This is a genomic window from Plantibacter sp. CFBP 8804 (genome assembly GCF_014841225.1).
GTDB classification, from domain to species: domain Bacteria; phylum Actinomycetota; class Actinomycetes; order Actinomycetales; family Microbacteriaceae; genus Plantibacter; species Plantibacter auratus.
In genome coordinates, this window is the sequence record NZ_JACYTU010000006.1 from 31962 (window position 1) to 49812 (window position 17851).

The window sequence follows — 17851 nt, forward strand, 5'->3', positions numbered from 1 at the left end:
CCGCGTCCAGCCTCGCCGCTGCTCAGGCCGGCAGGGGAGCGGACTCGCGGACGACGAGATGCGGCTCGAGCGTCCGGGTGACGTGCTCGTGCGCAGCGCGGTCGGCGCCCAGCTCGGCCAGGAGGATCTCGACGGCCACACGCCCGAGTTCGTCCTTCGGCTGCTCGACCGTGGTGAGCGGCACCCGCCCGTCGGCCGCGAGCGCGAGATCGCCGTAACCGACCACGGACACCTCGTCGGGCACCGCCAGACCACCGTCGTTCAGCCCCCTGATGACGCCGAGCGCGAGCTGGTCGTTCGTGCAGAACACGCCGGTCGGACGCGGTGTCTCTGCCGCGATCCGACGGCCCGCGATGCGCCCCGAGTCGACGGTCATCTCGTCCACGGTGACCTCGCGGAGGTCGTCGGGGTCGAGACCGGCCGCGATGAACGCGTTCCGGGCACCCTCGCGTCGGTCGGCGCACTGCGGGATCGCCAGGTCGCCGTTCACGAGCACGATCGACCCGTCGGGCGCCGGGGTGGGACTGGCGAGCAGGTGGGTGACCGCCAGCTCCCCGCCGTGCACGTCGTCGATCGCGACGGAGCAGCCGGTGCCCTCGGGGGCGGTGCGGTCCATGAGCACGAGGCGGCTACCCACCCGTCGCAGCTGGGCCAGTCGGGAGGCGTCGGCCGTCAGCGGAGCGACGAGCGCACCGGCCGCCCGGTGCTCCGCGAGCATCTCGAAGTGTCGGAGTTCGAGGTCTGGATCGTCGTGGCTCACGCAGAGCGCGACCGTGTAGCCGTGTTCGGCTGCGGCCTCGGTGACCCCGCGGGCGATCGCCGAGTAGAACGGGTTCGCGATGTCGGGGATGACGAGACCGATGAGGCGGTTGGTGCCCTGCCGCAGGGTGGCGGCGGCACGGTTGGGGACGAAGTCGAGTTCCTCGATCGCGGCGAGGACGCGCTCGCGGGTGGCGGGGGCGACGATCTCGGGGCGGTTGAGCGTGTTGGAGACGGTCGCGTTCGAGACGCCGGCGAGTCTGGCGACGGCGGCGAACCCGATGTCGTGCTTCGCCATGCTGCCCTCCGATTCCCCTCCGAGCGTACCCGGCGCGACCCTCGTCCCGTTCTCAGGACTCCTCCGGTGTGGTGTCGCGATCTCCACCCGACACGCCGCGGAAGTCCTGAGAACGGTCCGGAGGCGACCGCTACGGGAGGGTGTGGCCCGCGGCGGTGAAGAGGCGGTACCACTCCTCGCGCGACAGCGTCACGTCGGAACCTGCGGCCGCTTCCTGGACGCGCGACGGCTTGGTGGTGCCGAGCACGACCTGGATGTTCGCGGGGTGCCGGGTGATCCACGCGGTCGCGATCCCGGCCGGCGTCACGCCGTGTGCGGCAGCGAGCTCGTCGAGCACGTCGTTCAGCTCCGCGTAGTGCTCGCGGTCACCGATGAAGACGCCCGTGAAGAAGCCGGCCTGGAACGGGGACCACGCCTGCAGGGTCATGCCGGTCAGGCGGCTGTAGTCGAGCATCCCGTTGTCGCGGTCGATCGACTGGTCGAGGCCGGCCATGTTCGCGGCGACGCCCGACGCGATGATCGGGGCGTGGGTGATGCTCAGCTGCACCTGGTTGACGATGAGCGGCTGCTCGACGGAACCCTTCAGCAGCTCGACCTGCGCCGGCGTGTGGTTCGAGACGCCGAAGTTCCGGACCTTGCCCGCGGCCTGCAGGGTGTCGAACGCCGACGCTACCTCTTCCGGCTCGACGAGGCTGTCGGGGCGGTGCAGGAGCAGGAGGTCGAGGTAGTCCGTCTTGAGGGCGGCGAGCGACTCGTCGACGGTGCGGAGGATGTGCTCCTCCGAGAAGTCGAAGAAGCCTGTGCGGATGCCGACCTTCGACTGGATGAGCACCTGCTCGCGCTCGGCGGCGGTGAGGGTGACGGCGTCGCCGAAGCGACGCTCGCACCCGTGACGCTCCGAGCCGTAGATGTCGGCGTGGTCGAACACGGTGACGCCGGCGTCGCGTGCGGTGTGGAAGAGGGTGCGGATGGCCTCGTCGTCGAGGGCCTCGATCCGCATGAGGCCGAGGACGATGCTGGACGCGGTCAGGTCGGTCTGGGGCAGGGGGATGGTCTTCATCCGACCATCCTGGCCGAACCCACCGGTGGTCTGCCTAGGATTGACGACATGTTCGTGTTGTCGTTGCTGCTCATCGTCCTCACGATCATCGCGCTCATCGACGTGGTGGGTCAGCCCGAGCCCGTCGTGCGCAACCTGCCCAAGATCGTGTGGGTGCTGCTCATCGTCTTCATCCCGCTCATCGGCGTCGCCCTGTGGTTCCTGCTCGGCAAGGACTGGTCGACGAGCCGGATCAAACTCCCCGAACGCCGTGGCCGGAAGCGGTCGCGGACGTCCGGCTCGTGGGGTCCGGGTCGCGGTCCCTCGTCGACCGCGACGCCCTCGCCGTCGCAGCCCGACCGCGCCGTCAGCAGCACGGAGGAGCAGCTCGCCGCCCTCGAGCGCGAGATCCAGGCCGCCGAGGACGCCGAGCGCATCCGCAAGCTCGAGCTGGAGATGAAGCGCAACGATCCCGACGCCGACGACAAACTGCCCTGACTCAGGAGTCCGTCGGCGCGTCGACCGGGTGTGGTCGCGGCACGCCGAGGAGTTCCTGAGACAGGGCAGTCGGGTGTGACTGAGTGACTCCTAGAAGTCGTACTTGTCGATGTTCGACGCGTCGAAGGTGGTCGGCGGGCCGACGATGACGGTGCCGTCGGCGCCGACCTCACGCTCACCGAGGTCACCGGCCTCGAAGGTGTCGCCCTCCTTGCCGGTGATCGTGCCCTCCGCCAGTGCCTTGCCGGCGAACGCGGCGACGTAGCCGAGCTGAGCCGGGTCCCACAGCGCGAACGCGGTGACGGTGCCGTCCTTCACGAACGGACGCATCTCGTTCGGGAGGCCGAGGCCGGTCAGTGCGACCTTGCCCTTGTACTCCGAGGTGGAGAGGTAGCGGGCGGTCGCGGCGATGCCGACCGTCGTGGGCGAGATGATGCCCTTGAGGTTCGGGTGCGCCTGGAGCAGACCCTGGGCCTCCTGGAACGACTTCGTGTCGTCGTCGTCACCGTAGACCTTGGCGACGAGCTTGATGTCCTTGTAGTCCGGGTTGGAGGCGAGCTCCTCCTCCATGTACTTGATCCACTCGTTCTGGTTCGTCGCGTTGGCCGTGGCCGAGAGGATCGCGATCTCGCCCGAGCCGCCGATCTGCTCCGAGATGAGCTTCGTCTGGATCAGGGCGACGTCCTTGGCGACGACCTGGGAGATGAAGACGTCGCGGCAGTCCTTGCTGGTGTCGGAGTCGAACGCGACGATCTTCGCGCCGCCGTCACGGGCCTCCTTGAGGGCGGGGCAGACGGCGTCGGGGTCGTTCGCCGCGATGACGATGACGTTCGTGCCGGCCTGGGTCTCGGCGTTGATGAACGACACCTGGCTGGACGCGCTCGCCTCGAGCGGGCCGACGACCTCGGTGGCGCTGAAGCCGGCCGCCTTCGCGCCGTCCTTGCCGCCGCCGAGCACGACGTCCGTGTACGGGTTGTTGAGCTGCTTGGGGATGAAGGTGATGCTCTCCGCGGCACCGCCGCCACCACCTGATCCGGCGGAGTCGCCGGTGGCGCACCCCGTCGCGATGAGGGCGAGGGAGGCTGCTGCGGCGATGAGGGCCGCTGCGCGACGGGCCGAACGGCCTGCTGCGCGGTTTCGAATCGACTGCATTGTCTGTTCCTTTCTGGATACGCCTGGTGCTGTGGCGTGGGGTGCCCCGAGGGCTGCGCCGATCGGGAGATCAGTGCTGGGGCAGGCTGCGTCGGATCCGTCGGTGGTGGTTCCACTGCTTGACGGATTCGAAGATACTGGGGCCGACCACCGAGGCGATCAGCAGGGTCCCGGTCACGATGATGAGGACGACGTCGGAGACGCGGCCGAGTCGGAGCGCGTAGTTGATGGTGCCGATGAGCAGCACACCCGCGACGACGCCCGGGATGGACCCCTTGCCGCCGAAGATCGAGACGCCGCCGAGGAGCACGGCCGCGATGACGGCGAGTTCGAGCCCGGAGGCGTTGTCGCTGCGGGCGCTCGAGTAGCGGAGCGTCCAGAACACCCCCGCGAGGGCGGAGACACCGCCGGTCGCGACGTAGAGCCAGAACTTCGAGCGGGCGACCTTGATGCCGACGAAGCTCGCGGCCTCCGTGCTGTACCCGAGCGCGTACAGCCCGCGGCCGAAGGGGGTCAGGTGCAGGACGACCCCGAAGGCGAGCACGACGACGAGGACCCCGACCATGACCACGGGGATGCCGGTCGAGCCGATCTTCGACGTGAAGAACGCGGTGAGCTCGGGCGGGAAGTTGGCGACCGCGTTGTCGCCGATGACGACGAGCGCGAGGCCGCGGAACAGCGCGAGCGTGCCGATCGTCACCGCGAGCGACGGGAGTCCGACCACCGCGATGAGGAAGCCGTTGAACGCGCCGGCGACGACTCCGACGAGCAGCCCGATGAGGAGGACGACCCCGATGTCCATCCCGCCGCCGGCCCACAGCACACCGATGACGGCGCTCGTGAGGCCCGCGGTGCTTGCGACGGACAGGTCGATCTCGCCCGTGATGATGACGAGCGTCATCGGCATCGCGATGAGGAGGATCGGGATGACGTCGAGGAGGAGGAAGCCCACGGTGACGGGGGAGGCGAACCGCGGGATGAGCAGGCAGGCGCCGATGACGACGACGAGCAGCGCGTAGATCATGATCGCGTCGCGACCGAGGAGGATGCGCGAGGCACCGGTGCGGCCCTTCGGTTCGGCCACGAGCACGCCGGTGGTGTCGGTGCCGAGCGGGCCGGAGCCCTTGGTGAACGGAGCCTTCGGGGCTGCCGGGGTCTTCAGATCAGACATCGCGTGCCTCGCTCATTCGCAGTTTCTTGGCCGTACGGAGGCTGGCGACGCGGTCGATGATGATCGCGGCCAGGATGAGGATGCCCACGATCGCCTGTTGCCAGAACTTGTCGACGCGCAGGGCGGTGAGGGCGCTCGTGATGGTGGTGAGGAGGATCGCGCCGATCGCGGCCCCGGCGACCGAGCCGCTGCCGCCGAAGATCGCGACACCGCCGACCACGGCCGCCGCGACGACGTCGAGCTCCATACCGGACCCGGTGGTCGCGCCGACCGAGTTGAAGCGCGAGGCGTAGAGCACGCCGGCGAGTCCCGCGAGCAGGCCGTTCGCCAGGAAGGCGAGGAAGACGCGGCGGCCGACCGGGATGCCGAACAGCTTCGCGGCGTCGGGGTCCGACCCGATCGCGTAGAGGTCGCGGCCGGAGCGGGCGCCGGCCATGTAGACGGCGACGACGACCACGACGAGGATCGCGATGAGGGTGATGACCGGGAAGCCGAGGACGGTGTCGACGGACAGGTTCCCGAACGCGTCGGGGCGGTCGTCCGCGAAGTACTGCGTGCCACCGGCCCACGCGTTGTTCAGGCCTCGGTAGATGTAGAGCGTGCCCAGGGTGATCACGAGGGCGGGGACCTTCGCGATCGTGACGAGCGCACCGTTGATCGCGCCGAGCACCGCGCCGAGCAGCATCGCGATGGCGAACACCGCGATGATCGGCAGCTGCGGCATCGTCGCGAACATCGTGCCGGTCGCGAAGGCGACGAGCCCCAGGATCGAGCCGACGGACAGGTCGACGTTGCGGGTGATGATGACGAGCGCCTGACCGACGGCGAGGATGATCATGATCGTCGCGTTGAGGAGGAGGTCCTTCACCCCCTGCGCCGACAGGAACAGCGGGTTCGCGAGGTAGGTCACGAGCACGAGGACGACGAGGGCGACGGTGACCGGGAGTTCCCGGAGTCGCACGATCGACGCGATCGGGTTCGTCGTGCGCTCGGTCGCGACGGTGACGGGGCCGCCGCCTCCCGGCTTGGTGGTGGTGTCGGTCATCGTGCGCCTTCCAGGGAACCGGTGGCCGCGTGCATCACGGTCTCCGGGGTCGCTTCTTCGCGGGTGAGCTCGGCGGTGATCCGGCCCTCGTGCATGACGAGGACGCGGTCGGCCATGCCGAGGACCTCGGGCAGTTCGGAGGAGATCATGAGGATCGCGATGCCGCGGCCGGCGAGCTCGGAGATGAGGCGGTGGACCTCGCTCTTCGTGCCGACGTCGATGCCGCGGGTGGGCTCGTCGACGATGAGGAAGGTCGGCTCGGTGGCGAGCCACTTCGCGAGGACGACCTTCTGCTGGTTGCCGCCGGAGAGGGTGGAGACCGCGTACTCCTGGGAGCCGGTCTTCACCTGGAGGCGGGCCGACCACTCCTCGGCCGCCTCGCGTTCGCGGCGGCCGGAGATGATCCCGAACCGCGCGAGCCGGTGGCGGAGGGTGAGGGTCGCGTTGCGGGCGACAGACAGGTCCATCACGAGACCCTGCTTGCGGCGGTCCTCCGGGACGAAGCCCATGCCGGCGTCGATCGCGGCCTGCGGGTCGCCGGCCTTGACCGGCTTGCCGTCGAGCGTGACGCGTCCGGTGTCGTAGGGGTCGATGCCGAAGACGGCGCGGGCGACCTCGGTGCGCCCGGCGCCGACGAGTCCCGCGAGGGCGACGATCTCACCCGAGCGCACCGTGAACGAGATGTCGGAGAAGACGCCGGCGCGCGACAGCCCGTCGACGGCGAGGACCGCGTCGCCGATCTCCGCGTCCTGCTTGGGGAAGAGGGCGGCGATGTCGCGACCGACCATCTGCCGGACGATCGCGTCGACCGTCGTCTCGCTCGTGACGTGCGTGGCGATGTAGCGGCCGTCGCGCATGACCGTGATGCGGTCGCACAGCGCGAAGACCTCCTCGAAGCGGTGGGAGATGAACATGATGCCGGCGCCCGCGTCGCGCAGGGAGCGGGCGACCTGGAAGAGGCGGTTGACCTCGACGCCGGAGAGCGCGGCGGTCGGTTCGTCCATGATGAGGACCTTGGCGTCGAGCGAGATGGCCTTCGCGATCTCGATGATCTGCTGGTCGGCGATCGAGAGCCCCTCGGCGACGCGGTCGGGGTCGATCTGGACGCCGAGGCGGTCGAACAGGGCGCGGGCGGCCTTCCGCATGGCGCCAGTGCTGATGAGTCCGAGGCCGTTCTTCGGCTGGCGGCCGATGAAGATGTTCTCGGCGACGGTGAGGTCGGGGAACAGGGTCGGCTCCTGGTAGATCACGGAGATGCCCGCGGCCTTGCTGTCGGCGACCCCGCGGAAGGCGACGGGCTTCCCTGCGAGGGTGAAGTCGCCGGCATCGGGGGTGTAGAGCCCGGCGAGGATCTTCACGAGCGTGGACTTCCCGGCGCCGTTCTCGCCGACGAGCGCGTGGATCTCGCCGGCCTCGATCTGGATGGTGCCGTCGGCCAGGGCGACGACGGGGCCGAAGGTCTTGGCGGCTCCGATGAGGGAGAGCGCCGGCTCGGCGCTGCGCCCGGCGGGTTCGGTGCGCGCCGGCTGCGCTGGATGGTCGATCGTCATTGAGGGTCCGTTCCTCCACGGTGAGGGGCTCGCTCCCGGCGGGATGTGAATCGATTCAGGGTCGGGAGCACCTGCACTGTATGGCCGCCGGATCGCGGGCGGCAAGGCGAAGCGGTCGTTCCTGACAGGACCTTCAGAAACGGCGCCCCGGTCGGCTCGCCTAGGCTGTGGATGCTCGATGGCGAAGGAGGACGACCGTGCGGATCCTCGTCGTCGATGACGAACGCGAGATGGCTGGCCTCCTCTCCCGCGGTCTCGGGTCGGACGGCCACGACGTGACGACCGCGTTCGACGGCCCGACCGCGCTGGACCTCGCGCGGCAGGCGATCGCGCCGGCGTCCGGTGGCGACGCGGGCTTCCAGGTCGCGGTCGTCGACGTCATGCTTCCAGGGCTCTCCGGATTCGCCGTCTGCCGCGAGCTCAAAGGCCTCGACCCGACGCTCGCGGTGATCCTGCTCACGGCGCGCGACGCCGTGGACGACCGGGTCCGCGGGCTTGACGCCGGAGCCGACGACTACATGATCAAGCCGTTCGCCTTCGCCGAGCTCGCCGCCCGGATCCGCGCGGTCCGGCGGCGGGACGCGCTCACCGTGCAGCCCCGCTTGGACGTCGGTGGGCTGACGCTCGACCTGCACCGGCACCGCGCGCGCGTCGGCGACCACGACGTGCCGCTGAGCGGGACCGAGTTCGACGTCCTCCGGGTGCTCGCGACCGATCCGGGCGTCGTCGTCTCGCGGGCGGCCATGCTGCGGGAGGTCTGGGAGACCTTCGACAATATCGACCCGAACGTCGTCGACCAGTACATCAGCCGTCTCCGTCGCAAACTCGACCTGGCGGAGGCGGGCGTCCGCATCGTCACGAGCCGCGGCGTGGGCTTCTCGCTCGTCGCCGCAGGGAGCTGAGGCATGTCGTCGGACCGTCGCCGGTCGACGCGGCACCACGGCATCCGCACGCGGATCGCCGGGGGCAGTCTGCTCATCGCCGTCGTCGTGTCGCTCTTCGCCGGGCTCGCGATCAACGCCCAGCTGGAGCGCATCGTCCGCGACGGCACCGTCCAGGCGCTCCGCAGTGACGGCGCACAATACGTGTTCGCGCTGCAGGCGAGACCCGATGACCCGCTCCAGGGGCCCGGCCTCGGCACCCGCATCGCGGTCATCGCCCCTGACGGCTCCATCCCGGTCTTCAGCCTGCCGACGACGCTCGCCGCGCAACTCCCGGCGCTCGCCGCGACGCGGGAGGTCACCACGGTCGACGCCGGTCCCGCCACCTACATCCTGTTGTCACAGCCCGTGACCGTCGGTGGCGACACCTGGTACGTCATCGCCGGGCGCGACGAGGCCGAGGAGACGACCGTCCTCGTCCAGATGCGGCTCCTCCTCGTCGGGTCCTTCGCGCTCCTCGTCCTCGGTGTTGCGGCCGGCGGATGGATCCTGACGACGGTGTCGCTCCGGCCCGTCACCCGGCTCCGGGTGAGTGCGCAGAGCCTCAGCGAACGGTCGACGGACGAGGTGCTGCCGGTCGGCCGCGCGGACGACGAGATCGCGCAGCTCGCGATCACCCTCAACGACCTGATCGAGCGACTGCGGGCCTCGGCGGACCGCGAACGACAGCTCGTGTCCGACGCGAGTCACGAGCTCCGCACGCCGCTCGCGATCCTCCGCACCCAGCTCGAACTCGCGCGCCTCGAGGACTCGTCGCGCGAGCAACTGCTCGCCGACATCGAGGGGGCCGAGCGCAGTGCGACGCGGTTGTCGGCGCTCGTCACCTCACTGCTCGAGCTGTCCCGCATCGAGGCGGCGACGCCGGAGGAGCGGACGAGCGCGGCCAGGTTGGAGGCCGACGTGCTCGAGGCGGTCGAGCGCGCGCGGTTCCGGGTCGCCTCGGACGACGCGTTGGCCGGGATCGAGGTCGAGTACGTGAGCGCGATCGCCGAGAGCGGGCCGGGGGACGGCGCGGCGGTGTACGCCGTGCGCGCCGACGATGTCGGTCGGGTCGTCGACAACCTCGCGGGGAACGCGCTGCAGGCGTTCACCGAGCGCGGGGGTGCTCCGCGCCGCGTGTCGGTCATGCTCGACGACGACGGCGGTCAGCTCACGCTGCGAGTGTCGGACAACGCCGGAGGGCTCGACCCGGCCTTCGAACCGCGGGCGCTCGAGCGGTTCAGTCGGTCGGACGCGACGCGGTCCTCCGGGCACGGTTCCGGGCTCGGGCTCGCGATCGTCGCCGCCATCGCGCGTAACGCGGGTGGGGCGATCGTGCTGCACAACCGTCCCGGCCACGGTCTCGAGGTCGTCGTCACCCTGCCCGCCGCTTCGGCCCTGCCGGTCGATCCCGCCTGATCGTCGCGCCGTTCTCAGGAGTCGCCCGGTGTGTCGGGGGCGGGCGGGGGCGCCGCGCCGGGGAACTCCTGAGTTGGGGGCGGCGATGGGTGGGTGGCCCGTTCTCAGGAGTCGCCCGGTGTGTCGGGGTCGGGCGGGGGCGCCGCGCCCGGGAACTCCTGAGTTGGGGACGGAGACGACCGGGCAGCCGACTGCACGGGCGCGCGAAGGCGCTGCGTGCAACAATGAGCCAGCCCGTCCGGCGTCGCCTGGCGGGTCCGACAGGCGAAGGGGAGCCGTGAGCGCGAGCGTGAAGGACGTCGCGGCGAGAGCCGGCGTCTCGGTCGGGACCGTCTCCAACGTGCTGAACCGCCCCGAGAAGGTCTCGCCCGTCACGGTCGACCGCGTCCACGCGGCGATCGACGAGCTCGGCTTCGTGCGGAACGACGCGGCCCGCCAGCTCCGGGCCGGTCGCAGCCGCAGTGTCGGCCTCGTCGTGCTCGACGTCGGCAACCCGTTCTTCACCGACGTCGCCCGCGGTGCCGAGGACCGGGCCGATGCGGAGGGGTGGTCGGTCCTGCTCGGAAACAGCGACGAGAGCATCGACCGCGAGCGCGCCTACCTCGACCTCTTCGAGGAGCAGCGGGTCGCCGGCGTCCTCATCACTCCGCTCGGCGACGACCTCACCCGACTCAGCCGGCTGCGCGACCGCGGGACGCCGACGGTCCTCGTCGATCGGCAGACCGATGACACGAGCTTCTCATCGGTCGCCGTCGACGACGTCGCGGGCGGGCGGGTCGCGGTCGAGCACCTCATCGGACTCGGTCGGCGTCGTATCGCGGTCGTGGGTGGTCCGTCCTCGCTCCGGCAGGTCGTCGACCGGCTCGCCGGTGCGCGTCAGGCGGTCGATGCAGCCGCGGCCGGTGGTGCCGAGGTCACCCTCGAGGTCGTGGAGACCACCGCGTTGACGGTGCTGCAGGGCCGTTCCGCGGGCGAGACCATTCGGAACCGTCCTCGTGACGACTGGCCCGACGCGGTGTTCGCGGCCAACGACCTCCTCGCGATGGGGGTCCTGCAGGCGTTCAGCATGCTCGGTTCGGTGCGCGTGCCGGACGACATCGCCCTGATCGGATACGACGACATCGACTTCGCGTCGGCGGCGGTCGTCCCGCTGTCGTCGATCCGTCAGCCGAGCGCACTCATCGGCCACACCGCCGTCGAGCTCCTGCTCCGTGAGGCGGACGCGGGCGCTCGACGCGTGCCCGAGCAGATCGTCTTCCAGCCGGAACTCGTCGTCCGGCAGTCGACGGTCGGCGTCGACCAGGCCTGAGTCTGGTGCCGTCCTGCGTCATGCCAGGTGGTCGGGGACCCACGGGTCGATGAGGTGGAGGCCGACACCGGCGAAGTCGCGCGTGTTCCGCGTCGCGAGAGCGGCGTCGGAGGATCTCGCGATGGCCGCGATGATCGCATCCTGAGGTCCGATGGGGTTGCCGGAGCGGCGTCGCGTCGTCATGAGCTCCGCGTAGTCGAGCGCGGCTTCCGCAGAGAAGGGGAGGACGCGTCCTGCGAAGTCGGCGTCGAGTACGGTCGCCACGGCCCCGACGAGCGCCGATCGGCGAGCGCCTGCAGGGAGGCGCAGGGCTCCTTCGAGGAGCTCGGCAGCGGTCATCGCGGTGAGGTGGAGGTCGGCCTCGTCCTGCTGGTCGAGCCACCGGGCAACCGTGGGGTCGGGCCGTGGCCTGAACAGTTCGGAGACGACGTTCGTGTCGAGGATGATCACCTCGGGGCCGGGTCATCCGCGTCGGCGCTCGCGGCATCGTCGAACGGATTCGGTCGGGTGGTCGTGGTGCGGTCGGGCAGTTCGATGACGAGTTCACCGTCGAGGTGGAGGTCGACGAAGCGCTGATGGATACGCTCCGCCAGCCCCGGTCGGTCGCTGTCGGCGGCCGAGGCGGCGCGGAGATCCTCAGCCGTCGTCGTCCTGACGGCCGCAGCGAGGATCGCCCGGATCTCCGCCTCCATCGATCGTCCGTGCATGGCGCCGAGCTGTTGCAGACCGCGTTTCGTGTCCTCATCGAGATTTCGGACGGTCACCGTGGGCATGTCGTCACCTCTCATGGGAAGGGATTGCGAGCACAATGCTAGCAAATCGGCGATTCGGGCTTCATCGGTCCTCCACAGGCTGCGCCAAGCGGAGGATCCTCTCAGGGACGTCCACGTAGGGTGGCCGTTTCGCCTCCCTCGGATCGGGCAACCGGTCGACCGCGGTCATCGAGGGGCGGCTCCGCCGAGGCGATGCTGCACCCACCGAGCATGAACCGAGCGCGCCCCCGACGCGACCGAGACCCAGGACGGTACCCCGTACATGACCAGCACCACCCCTGCGCGCGCCCTCGAGCGCCGCGACCCGAACACTCCGGCCGTGACCCCCTCGACACCCACCCGGACCGGCGGCCGCCACGTGGCCCTCAGCCCACGAGCCGCCCGTCGCGCGGCTCGACTCGAGGACGCCAGCTGGACCGCCTCCGCCGAGGAGGAGCGACGTCACGTCGACCTCGTGCCCACCAAGCGGCCCTCGGCCCCACGCGCCAAGAGCTCGTTCGCGAAGCGCGCCAAGCCGTTCGCCACGTTCGGCGTGATGACGCTCGCCACCGGGCTCTTCGTGTCGGTGTCGCTGCCGGCGGCCGCTGCGGGCGTCGACGTCGATGCGGCGACCGGTGGCGCGATCCCGTCTGCAGCGACGATGCAGTCGGTGTCGTACTCCGTGCCGTCGACCGCAGCCGATGTGCCCTTCGTGCGCGACGGCTACGGCGCAACCAGCCAGGAGGAGGTCGACGCCGCCTCGGCCGCCGCTGCAGCTGCCGCAGCCGAGGCGGCCGCGAGTGCATCCGCCGCCTCCTCGTCGTCCGCGTCGGCTTCGGCGGGACGAACCTACGCGGCTCCAGCCGTCGCCCGATCCGGCGAGGCGATCCTCGCCTACGCGGCGCAGTTCGTCGGCGTCGTCCCCTATGGCAACGGCAACGACCCGTCCGACAGCTTCGCCTGCGACGGCTACGTGCAGTATGTCTTCGCGGCGTTCGGTGTGTCCCTGCCTCGCGGCGCCGGTGCGCAGGCCGCGTCGGGCGTGCAGATCTCGGCGTCGGAGGCCGTCGCCGGTGACCTGCTCTACTGGCCGGAAGGTCACATCGCGATCTACGACGGCGCGGGCGGCATGTACGACTCTCCCGACTGGGGTCGCTACGTCCAGCACCGTCTGTCGATCTGGGGCGACCCGGTCTACATCCGCATCCCGTAGACCGAGCGCTGAGTCGCCCGGAACGGTGCGTTTTCACCGTAAATATGCACGGTTCCGGGCAACTCAACCGGAGCGGCGGATACCGTGGAGCGATGAGCGACACACGCAGCTTCGAGACCTCCCTCGGCACGATCCTGGGTCGGGTCGACGGCGCGGTGGTTCGGGCTCGCGGCATCCCGTATGCCCGCGCGGGGCGCTTCGAGGTGCCGGTGCCGACCGGTCTTCCCGTCGGCGCCGACGGCGATCCGGTGCCGTTCCGGGCCTTCGAGCGGGCGCCGGCCTCACCGCAGCGTTCCTCCCGGGTGCTCGAGGCCGTCCTCGAGGGCGCTGGCGAGGGCATGGTCGACTCCGAGGACTGCCAGGCGCTCTCGATCACGGTCCCTGCCGACCTGCGCCCGGACGAGTCGTTGCCGGTGATGGTGTGGATCCATGGCGGCGCCTACGTCACGGGCGCCGGTGACCTCGATGTCTACGATCCGATCAGCCTGGTCGTCGAGCAGCGGGTCATCGTGGTGTCGGTCACGTACCGGCTCGGGATCCTCGGCTTCCTCGGTGACGGTGAGACGCTGCCGGCGAACCTCGGCCTGCTGGACCTCGTCCTCGCGCTCCGGTGGGTCCACGAGCACATCGTTGCGTTCGGCGGCGACCCGGGGTCGGTCACGCTCTTCGGGCAGTCGGCGGGCGGCGATGCGATCGCGCACCTCATGATCAGCGACGGTACCGCGGGGCTCTTCCAGCGCGCCATCGTCCAGAGCGCGCCGCTCGGCATCAGCAGCGGGCGGGCGAAGATGGCGAACGCGATGATGCGGGCGGCCGGCAGCCCGACGCGGGACACCCCGGTGGTCGAGTTGCTCGCGCTCGAAGAGCAGGTGGAGCGGGCGGCGCGACGGTTCGGACTGCGCGGAGGCATGGCGTTCGGCACTCAATACGGTCACGCACCGCTCCCGGCGGAGGCCGACCGCGACGCTGCCTGGCGGGAAGCCGCCTCGCGCATCGACGTCCTCATCGGCTCGACGACGGAGGAGACGCGGCTGTACGTGCCGCTCATCCCGGCCTTCGCCCGCATGACCTCGATGCCGCTCGTCGGTGATCCGATCCGGCGGGCGCTCGTCGGCGCGACGACGCACGTGACCTATACGCGCGACGCCCGGAAGTTCGTCGAACGCCATCGGGCGTCCGGCGGTCGGGCCACGCGGTACGAGCTCAGCTGGGCGCCGCCCGGCAGTCCCTACGGGGCGTCGCACGTGACGGACCTGCCCCTGCTCCTCGGCACCGAACGGTCGTGGAGCCGGACGGCGCTCATCGGCTCGGCGACGTGGGCCGAGGTCGACCGTCGTGGCCGCTTCCTGCGTCAGATGTGGGCCGATTTCGCGCGTGACGGGGTTCTGGCCGCCGACGCGACCGCGGGCCTGAGCGACGTGGTCACGCTCGACCGCTGAGCATGGCCGGGTGCGTGGACTCTTCGTCGACGACCAATGTCAGGCACTCGCGGGCGTGCGTTCTTGCTTCGGCCGGCGTCGGCGCAGCGGACAAGCCGAGCAGCCTGCGTCGATGCGGTTCGCCGAGGAGCAGGGTGTAGAGCTGCTCCGCCCGTTCGCCGACGTGGCCGGCGAGGAACGCGATGGAGCGGGCTGGGCCGGCCACGTAGAAGCCGGCGGCGACGTCGGGAAAGCGTGGAGACTCCGCGATCACGAGTCGGTGCAGGGCGACCGAGACGTCCGAGTGCAGCGCGATCACGAGTCGTGTCGCCGCGTCCTCGAGGGGCTCCGCCTCGGACCTTGCCTCGTCGGCTGCGAGGAGGTACGCGTGCTGCCGTTCGACCGCCGCGGTCAGCACGCTGGCGAGATCACCGAACCAGGTGTAGATCGTCCGCTTCGTCACGCCCGCGTCGGTGGCGACCGCCTCGATCGTCGTCCCGCCGTACCCGTGCTCGGTGAACCGGCGGATGGCGGCGTCGAGGATCGCGTCGCGCCGTCGGTCACGTTCGGCTGCCGTCGGGCGACCACGTCTCGATTCCATGCTCTAATGATACGGTAACGTCTCATTAAACGGAGAGGGTGGAGATGACGAAGATCCTGCATGTCGCGATCGTCGACGACTGGGAGGCCAGTCGGCCGTTCGGCGAGTACGAGGTGTCGACGAGAGCCGTGCCGTTCGTCGACGCCGGCTTCGTCCACGCGACGACCGCCGACCGACTGCCCGAGGTGCTCGAGCGGGTCTATGGGTCGCTCCAGCTGCCGCTCGTGCTCATCGTGCTCGACGTGGAGGAGCTGCAGGCGTCCGGCATCGAGGTGGTTCTGGAACCGGAACCGCGCGTGCTCGCACCCCTCCCGACCGCCGGGCCGGCCGTCGTCACCGAGCTGCCGCTGGAGCGAGACGGCTCGGGTGCCTGGCAGTCGCCGCAGACGTTGCCCTAACCTTCAGGCGCCGCGCGTGGTCAGCCGAGGAGGGCGCGGAGGTCGGCGAGGACGTCGTCGAGCAGTTCGGTGAACGATCTCGTCTCGTCGTCGGCGATCCAGGCGGCGAAGGCTAGGTGGAAGGCAGCGGAACCGCTCTGCGCTGCGAGTGCCGCGAGTACGGGAGCGACGCCCTTTGCGATGAGTGCGGTCGTGAGAGCATCGGTGAGCGAGCTGCGCTTGAGCGACTCGCGTTCCATCAGTGCTGCGCTGGAGTCGACGATCCGCTGGCGTGCGCGGGACCACGGGCGCCGTTCGTCCGCGAAGAACGCCGCGCCCCCGTGGAGTGCGGCCTCGACGAGTGTCATCGGCGCCGTGGCTTCGGATGCGAGGAGGGCGTCCAGGAACCGCGCCTGATAGTCGTCCTGGTTCGTGAACAGCACTTCGCGCTTGTCGGTGAAGTAGCGGAAGAAGGTGCGCTCGGTGACGCCGACGGCTGCGGCGATGTCGCTCACCGTGACGGCCTCGAATCCATGCGTCCCGAAGAGTTCGATGGCGGCCAGCTTGAGCCGCCCTTCGGTATCCGCTTGCCAACGAGCCATGGATCCATCTTAGCGATGACAGTGGCCGACATCAGGTGCTAGAGTGATGTCATTCACTGACATGAAAGGAGCACGCCATGCGTGTTTTCGTTACCGGAGCAAGCGGCTGGATCGGGAGCGCCGCCGTCGATGAGTTGCTCGCGGCGGGTCACGAGGTGCTCGGCCTCGCCCGCAGCAACGCCTCCGCGGCTTCCCTCGAAGCGAAGGGGGCGGTCGTCCTCCGCGGTGATCTCGACGACCTCGTGTCGCTCCGTCGCGGAGCCGTGGAGTCCGAGGCGACGCTCCATCTCGCGAACAAGCACGACTGGTCGAACCCTGCGGAGTCGAACCGCGCTGAGCGCATGGCGGTCGAGACGCTTGCCGAAGCGCTGGTCGGGTCCGGGAAGACACTCGGCCTCGCTTCAGGACTGTTCCGACCCGACGCGGACCGGCCGGTGCTCGAGACCGATCCGCACCCGGCCGTCGGGCCGGAGTCGATGCGCGGTGGAAGCGAGAACCTCGCGTTCGAGTACCAGGATCGCGGGGTCCGGAGCATCGCTCTCCGCTTCGCACCGACCGTGCACGGCCACCACGACCACGGGTTCATCGCACAGATCGTCGCGGCCGCGCGGCGCACGGGTGTCTCCGGATACATCGGCGACGGCTCGAACTCCTGGGCCGCCGTGCACCGCAGCGATGCGGCCCGACTCGTGCGACTCGCGCTCGAGCAGGCTCCTGCGGGAGCCCGAGTGCACGCCGTCGGTGAGGAAGGCGTGCAGACGCGCCGGATCGCCGAGGCGATCGGCGGGATGCTCGGCCTCCCGACGACATCGATCGACCCGGATGACGCGATGGGCCACTTCGGGTTCATCGGGCGCTTCTTCGGAGCCGAGATGACGGCGTCCAGCGCGGCGACCCGCGCCGCGTACGGATGGGATGCCACCGGCCCGACGCTGGTCGAGGACATCGCCGCCGGGGCGTACGCGGCATGACGCCGCCGCCCCGTTGGAAGATGGCGGTCGTCACCTGGCTCGGGGTGTACCCGCTCATCACGCTGCTGCTGTTGGCGCTCGGGCCACTCATCCTCGGCCTGCCGATCCCGGTGGTGACGCTCATCCTGTCGGTGACGCTCGTCTCGCTGCTCACCTTCGTCGTGATGCCGCTCCTCGTGCGCGCCTTCGGGCCGTGGCTGCGCGCGGGCGGGACCGGCGCCGATCGTCAGTAGTGGTCGCGCGCCTGCAGGATGACGATGTGGGTGTCGGTCACGAGGTACACGAGTCGGTTCGCGTCGTCGATCCGTCGGGACCAGGCTCCTGAGAGGATGTGCTTCAAGGGCTCGGGCTTCCCGATGCCCACGAACGGATCCCGGAGGACGTCCTGGATGAGCAGATTGATCCGCTTGAGCGTCTTGCGGTCTTGGCTCTGCCAGGAGGTGTAGTCCTCCCAGCCGCTGCGGTCGAAGGCCAGCTGCCGGGTCACGCGCCGAGCAGCTTGTGGGTCTCGAACTCGCCGTTCCGAGCGCGTTCGATCGAGGCGAGGAGGCGCTCGGCGCCCTTGGCGTTGCGGAGCAGGTAGGCCGTCTCGACCATGGCGTCGTAATCGTCCTTCGAGACGAGGACCGCGTTTCCCCGCTTCGACACGACCTCGACCGGGACGTGGTCGTCGTTCACCTGCTGGATGAGACCGAACAAGTTTTTGCGTGCGTCGGTCGCGGTGATCGCTGACATGAAGAGCCTCCTGGAGTGGTAC

21 protein-coding genes are annotated in these 17851 nt (G+C 70.1%); 9 read left to right on the top strand and 12 right to left on the bottom strand.

Annotated elements, in window-relative coordinates:
• Positions 1 to 22: 22 nt before the first annotated feature.
• Positions 23 to 1057, bottom strand: coding sequence for a LacI family DNA-binding transcriptional regulator (locus tag IFU11_RS12315; protein WP_159876163.1), 1035 nt, complete (start codon positions 1055 to 1057; stop codon positions 23 to 25).
• Between the two features lie 130 nt (positions 1058 to 1187).
• Positions 1188 to 2117: an aldo/keto reductase gene (locus IFU11_RS12320; RefSeq protein WP_192019109.1), complete on the bottom strand. Its 930-nt coding sequence runs from the start codon at positions 2115 to 2117 to the stop codon at positions 1188 to 1190.
• Positions 2118 to 2165: 48 nt separating this feature from the next.
• Between IFU11_RS12320 and IFU11_RS12325 the strand changes: the two genes are divergently transcribed.
• A complete protein-coding gene (locus IFU11_RS12325) occupies positions 2166 to 2594 on the top strand; it encodes a PLD nuclease N-terminal domain-containing protein (RefSeq protein WP_192019110.1) in 429 nt (142 codons plus the stop codon).
• A gap of 90 nt (positions 2595 to 2684) precedes the next feature.
• On the opposite strand, the gene rhaS is transcribed toward IFU11_RS12325, so the two are convergent.
• The 4 genes from rhaS to IFU11_RS12345 form a co-directional block, all read right to left on the bottom strand.
• Positions 2685 to 3746 (bottom strand): rhamnose ABC transporter substrate-binding protein, encoded by a 1062-nt coding sequence (rhaS, locus tag IFU11_RS12330; RefSeq protein WP_085514253.1) that lies wholly within the window; start codon positions 3744 to 3746, stop codon positions 2685 to 2687.
• 70 nt (positions 3747 to 3816) lie between these two features.
• Positions 3817 to 4917, bottom strand: a complete 1101-nt coding sequence (locus tag IFU11_RS12335; protein ID WP_079706408.1) for an ABC transporter permease — start codon at positions 4915 to 4917, stop codon at positions 3817 to 3819.
• Positions 4910 to 5962: an ABC transporter permease gene (locus IFU11_RS12340; RefSeq protein WP_079706409.1), complete on the bottom strand. Its 1053-nt coding sequence runs from the start codon at positions 5960 to 5962 to the stop codon at positions 4910 to 4912. Before IFU11_RS12340 ends, IFU11_RS12335 begins: the two co-directional genes overlap by 8 nt.
• The gene (locus IFU11_RS12345) at positions 5959 to 7512 is read right to left on the bottom strand and encodes a sugar ABC transporter ATP-binding protein (protein WP_192019111.1); all 1554 of its coding nucleotides are present in this window, start codon (positions 7510 to 7512) and stop codon (positions 5959 to 5961) included. Before IFU11_RS12345 ends, IFU11_RS12340 begins: the two co-directional genes overlap by 4 nt.
• Positions 7513 to 7709: 197 nt before the next feature.
• Here IFU11_RS12345 and IFU11_RS20795 point away from each other — a divergent pair, with 197 nt between their 5' ends.
• From IFU11_RS20795 to IFU11_RS12360, 3 genes are all read left to right on the top strand, one after another.
• A complete protein-coding gene (locus IFU11_RS20795) occupies positions 7710 to 8414 on the top strand; it encodes a response regulator transcription factor (protein ID WP_192019112.1) in 705 nt (234 codons plus the stop codon).
• A gap of 3 nt (positions 8415 to 8417) precedes the next feature.
• Positions 8418 to 9851, top strand: a complete 1434-nt coding sequence (locus IFU11_RS12355) for a sensor histidine kinase (protein WP_192019113.1) — start codon at positions 8418 to 8420, stop codon at positions 9849 to 9851.
• A gap of 277 nt (positions 9852 to 10128) precedes the next feature.
• Positions 10129 to 11160, top strand: a complete 1032-nt coding sequence (locus tag IFU11_RS12360; RefSeq protein ID WP_371742779.1) for a LacI family DNA-binding transcriptional regulator — start codon at positions 10129 to 10131, stop codon at positions 11158 to 11160.
• An 18-nt stretch (positions 11161 to 11178) separates the two neighbouring features.
• Here the strand turns inward: IFU11_RS12360 and IFU11_RS12365 are convergent, their stop codons facing one another.
• Both IFU11_RS12365 and IFU11_RS12370 read right to left on the bottom strand, forming a co-directional pair.
• Complete coding sequence (locus tag IFU11_RS12365) at positions 11179 to 11610, bottom strand: type II toxin-antitoxin system VapC family toxin (protein ID WP_192019115.1); 432 nt, start codon at positions 11608 to 11610, stop codon at positions 11179 to 11181.
• Positions 11607 to 11933, bottom strand: a complete 327-nt coding sequence (locus IFU11_RS12370; RefSeq protein ID WP_192019116.1) for a FitA-like ribbon-helix-helix domain-containing protein — start codon at positions 11931 to 11933, stop codon at positions 11607 to 11609. Before IFU11_RS12370 ends, IFU11_RS12365 begins: the two co-directional genes overlap by 4 nt.
• Positions 11934 to 12195: 262 nt before the next feature.
• Here IFU11_RS12370 and IFU11_RS12375 point away from each other — a divergent pair, with 262 nt between their 5' ends.
• Positions 12196 to 13125, top strand: coding sequence for a C40 family peptidase (locus tag IFU11_RS12375; protein WP_192019117.1), 930 nt, complete (start codon positions 12196 to 12198; stop codon positions 13123 to 13125).
• A gap of 92 nt (positions 13126 to 13217) precedes the next feature.
• Positions 13218 to 14564: a carboxylesterase family protein gene (locus tag IFU11_RS12380; RefSeq protein WP_192019118.1), complete on the top strand. Its 1347-nt coding sequence runs from the start codon at positions 13218 to 13220 to the stop codon at positions 14562 to 14564.
• Here IFU11_RS12380 and IFU11_RS12385 read toward each other — a convergent pair.
• On the bottom strand, positions 14548 to 15144 hold the full coding sequence (locus IFU11_RS12385) for a TetR/AcrR family transcriptional regulator (protein WP_192019119.1): 597 nt from the start codon (positions 15142 to 15144) through the stop codon (positions 14548 to 14550). The two genes, IFU11_RS12380 and IFU11_RS12385, sit on opposite strands and share 17 nt — an antisense overlap.
• A gap of 44 nt (positions 15145 to 15188) precedes the next feature.
• Here IFU11_RS12385 and IFU11_RS12390 point away from each other — a divergent pair, with 44 nt between their 5' ends.
• A complete protein-coding gene (locus IFU11_RS12390) occupies positions 15189 to 15542 on the top strand; it encodes a DUF952 domain-containing protein (RefSeq protein WP_192019120.1) in 354 nt (117 codons plus the stop codon).
• Between the two features lie 20 nt (positions 15543 to 15562).
• On the opposite strand, the gene IFU11_RS12395 is transcribed toward IFU11_RS12390, so the two are convergent.
• Positions 15563 to 16123 carry a TetR family transcriptional regulator gene (locus IFU11_RS12395; protein WP_192019121.1) on the bottom strand — a complete coding sequence of 187 codons (561 nt, stop codon included), beginning with the start codon at positions 16121 to 16123 and terminating at the stop codon, positions 15563 to 15565.
• A 77-nt stretch (positions 16124 to 16200) separates the two neighbouring features.
• Here IFU11_RS12395 and IFU11_RS12400 point away from each other — a divergent pair, with 77 nt between their 5' ends.
• Together IFU11_RS12400 and IFU11_RS12405 are read left to right on the top strand one after the other, a co-directional pair.
• Positions 16201 to 17094, top strand: a complete 894-nt coding sequence (locus tag IFU11_RS12400) for an SDR family oxidoreductase (protein WP_192019122.1) — start codon at positions 16201 to 16203, stop codon at positions 17092 to 17094.
• Positions 17091 to 17327: a hypothetical protein gene (locus IFU11_RS12405; RefSeq protein WP_121292220.1), complete on the top strand. Its 237-nt coding sequence runs from the start codon at positions 17091 to 17093 to the stop codon at positions 17325 to 17327. Before IFU11_RS12400 ends, IFU11_RS12405 begins: the two co-directional genes overlap by 4 nt.
• On the opposite strand, the gene IFU11_RS12410 is transcribed toward IFU11_RS12405, so the two are convergent.
• Together IFU11_RS12410 and IFU11_RS12415 are read right to left on the bottom strand one after the other, a co-directional pair.
• On the bottom strand, positions 17321 to 17581 hold the full coding sequence (locus IFU11_RS12410; RefSeq protein ID WP_056010787.1) for a Txe/YoeB family addiction module toxin: 261 nt from the start codon (positions 17579 to 17581) through the stop codon (positions 17321 to 17323). The genes IFU11_RS12405 and IFU11_RS12410 overlap by 7 nt on opposite strands.
• Positions 17578 to 17829, bottom strand: a complete 252-nt coding sequence (locus IFU11_RS12415; RefSeq protein WP_191941996.1) for a type II toxin-antitoxin system Phd/YefM family antitoxin — start codon at positions 17827 to 17829, stop codon at positions 17578 to 17580. The genes IFU11_RS12410 and IFU11_RS12415 overlap by 4 nt, the downstream gene beginning before the upstream one ends.
• Between the last annotated feature and the right edge of the window lie 22 nt (positions 17830 to 17851).

Coding starts and splice junctions, on each gene's coding strand:
- IFU11_RS12385 (WP_192019119.1), bottom strand. CDS start 15,144: ATGGAATCGAGACGTGGTCGCCCGACGGCAGCCGAACGTGACCGACGG.
- IFU11_RS12375 (WP_192019117.1), top strand. CDS start 12,196: ATGACCAGCACCACCCCTGCGCGCGCCCTCGAGCGCCGCGACCCGAAC.
- IFU11_RS12335 (WP_079706408.1), bottom strand. CDS start 4,917: ATGTCTGATCTGAAGACCCCGGCAGCCCCGAAGGCTCCGTTCACCAAG.
- IFU11_RS12395 (WP_192019121.1), bottom strand. CDS start 16,123: ATGGCTCGTTGGCAAGCGGATACCGAAGGGCGGCTCAAGCTGGCCGCC.
- IFU11_RS12320 (WP_192019109.1), bottom strand. CDS start 2,117: ATGAAGACCATCCCCCTGCCCCAGACCGACCTGACCGCGTCCAGCATC.
- IFU11_RS12340 (WP_079706409.1), bottom strand. CDS start 5,962: ATGACCGACACCACCACCAAGCCGGGAGGCGGCGGCCCCGTCACCGTC.
- IFU11_RS12405 (WP_121292220.1), top strand. CDS start 17,091: ATGACGCCGCCGCCCCGTTGGAAGATGGCGGTCGTCACCTGGCTCGGG.
- IFU11_RS12415 (WP_191941996.1), bottom strand. CDS start 17,829: ATGTCAGCGATCACCGCGACCGACGCACGCAAAAACTTGTTCGGTCTC.
- IFU11_RS12315 (WP_159876163.1), bottom strand. CDS start 1,057: ATGGCGAAGCACGACATCGGGTTCGCCGCCGTCGCCAGACTCGCCGGC.
- IFU11_RS12380 (WP_192019118.1), top strand. CDS start 13,218: ATGAGCGACACACGCAGCTTCGAGACCTCCCTCGGCACGATCCTGGGT.
- IFU11_RS12390 (WP_192019120.1), top strand. CDS start 15,189: ATGACGAAGATCCTGCATGTCGCGATCGTCGACGACTGGGAGGCCAGT.
- IFU11_RS12370 (WP_192019116.1), bottom strand. CDS start 11,933: ATGCCCACGGTGACCGTCCGAAATCTCGATGAGGACACGAAACGCGGT.
- IFU11_RS12355 (WP_192019113.1), top strand. CDS start 8,418: ATGTCGTCGGACCGTCGCCGGTCGACGCGGCACCACGGCATCCGCACG.
- IFU11_RS12400 (WP_192019122.1), top strand. CDS start 16,201: ATGCGTGTTTTCGTTACCGGAGCAAGCGGCTGGATCGGGAGCGCCGCC.
- IFU11_RS12325 (WP_192019110.1), top strand. CDS start 2,166: ATGTTCGTGTTGTCGTTGCTGCTCATCGTCCTCACGATCATCGCGCTC.
- rhaS (WP_085514253.1), bottom strand. CDS start 3,746: ATGCAGTCGATTCGAAACCGCGCAGCAGGCCGTTCGGCCCGTCGCGCA.
- IFU11_RS12345 (WP_192019111.1), bottom strand. CDS start 7,512: ATGACGATCGACCATCCAGCGCAGCCGGCGCGCACCGAACCCGCCGGG.